Below are 227 nucleotides of genomic sequence, written 5' to 3' on the forward strand. Positions count from 1 at the left end.
ACTTCCTGCATCTGCATTATCATCGGTAATTTCAATATCCGTTAAAGTAACATTTCCGGTATTGGTAACTACAATATCATACTCGATAACGTCATTCAATGCACTTCCTGCTACTCTAATTGTCTTGATAACACTTAAACTTGGGTTAGGTGGATCTTGAATCGTTCCTGTGCCACTCTCGCCTCCAACCGTAACTGTAGTCGTCTCATCGCCCTCATCCAAGGCAT

1 protein-coding gene is annotated in these 227 nt (G+C 41.9%); it reads right to left on the reverse strand.

The features are described from left to right. A partial coding sequence (locus Q0829_RS27555; RefSeq protein WP_298549319.1) for a hypothetical protein occupies window positions 1–227 on the reverse strand: 227 nt, incomplete at both ends.

The sequence above is a fragment of the uncultured Aquimarina sp. genome, from assembly GCF_947492405.1.
Taxonomy (GTDB): Bacteria; Bacteroidota; Bacteroidia; order Flavobacteriales; family Flavobacteriaceae; genus Aquimarina.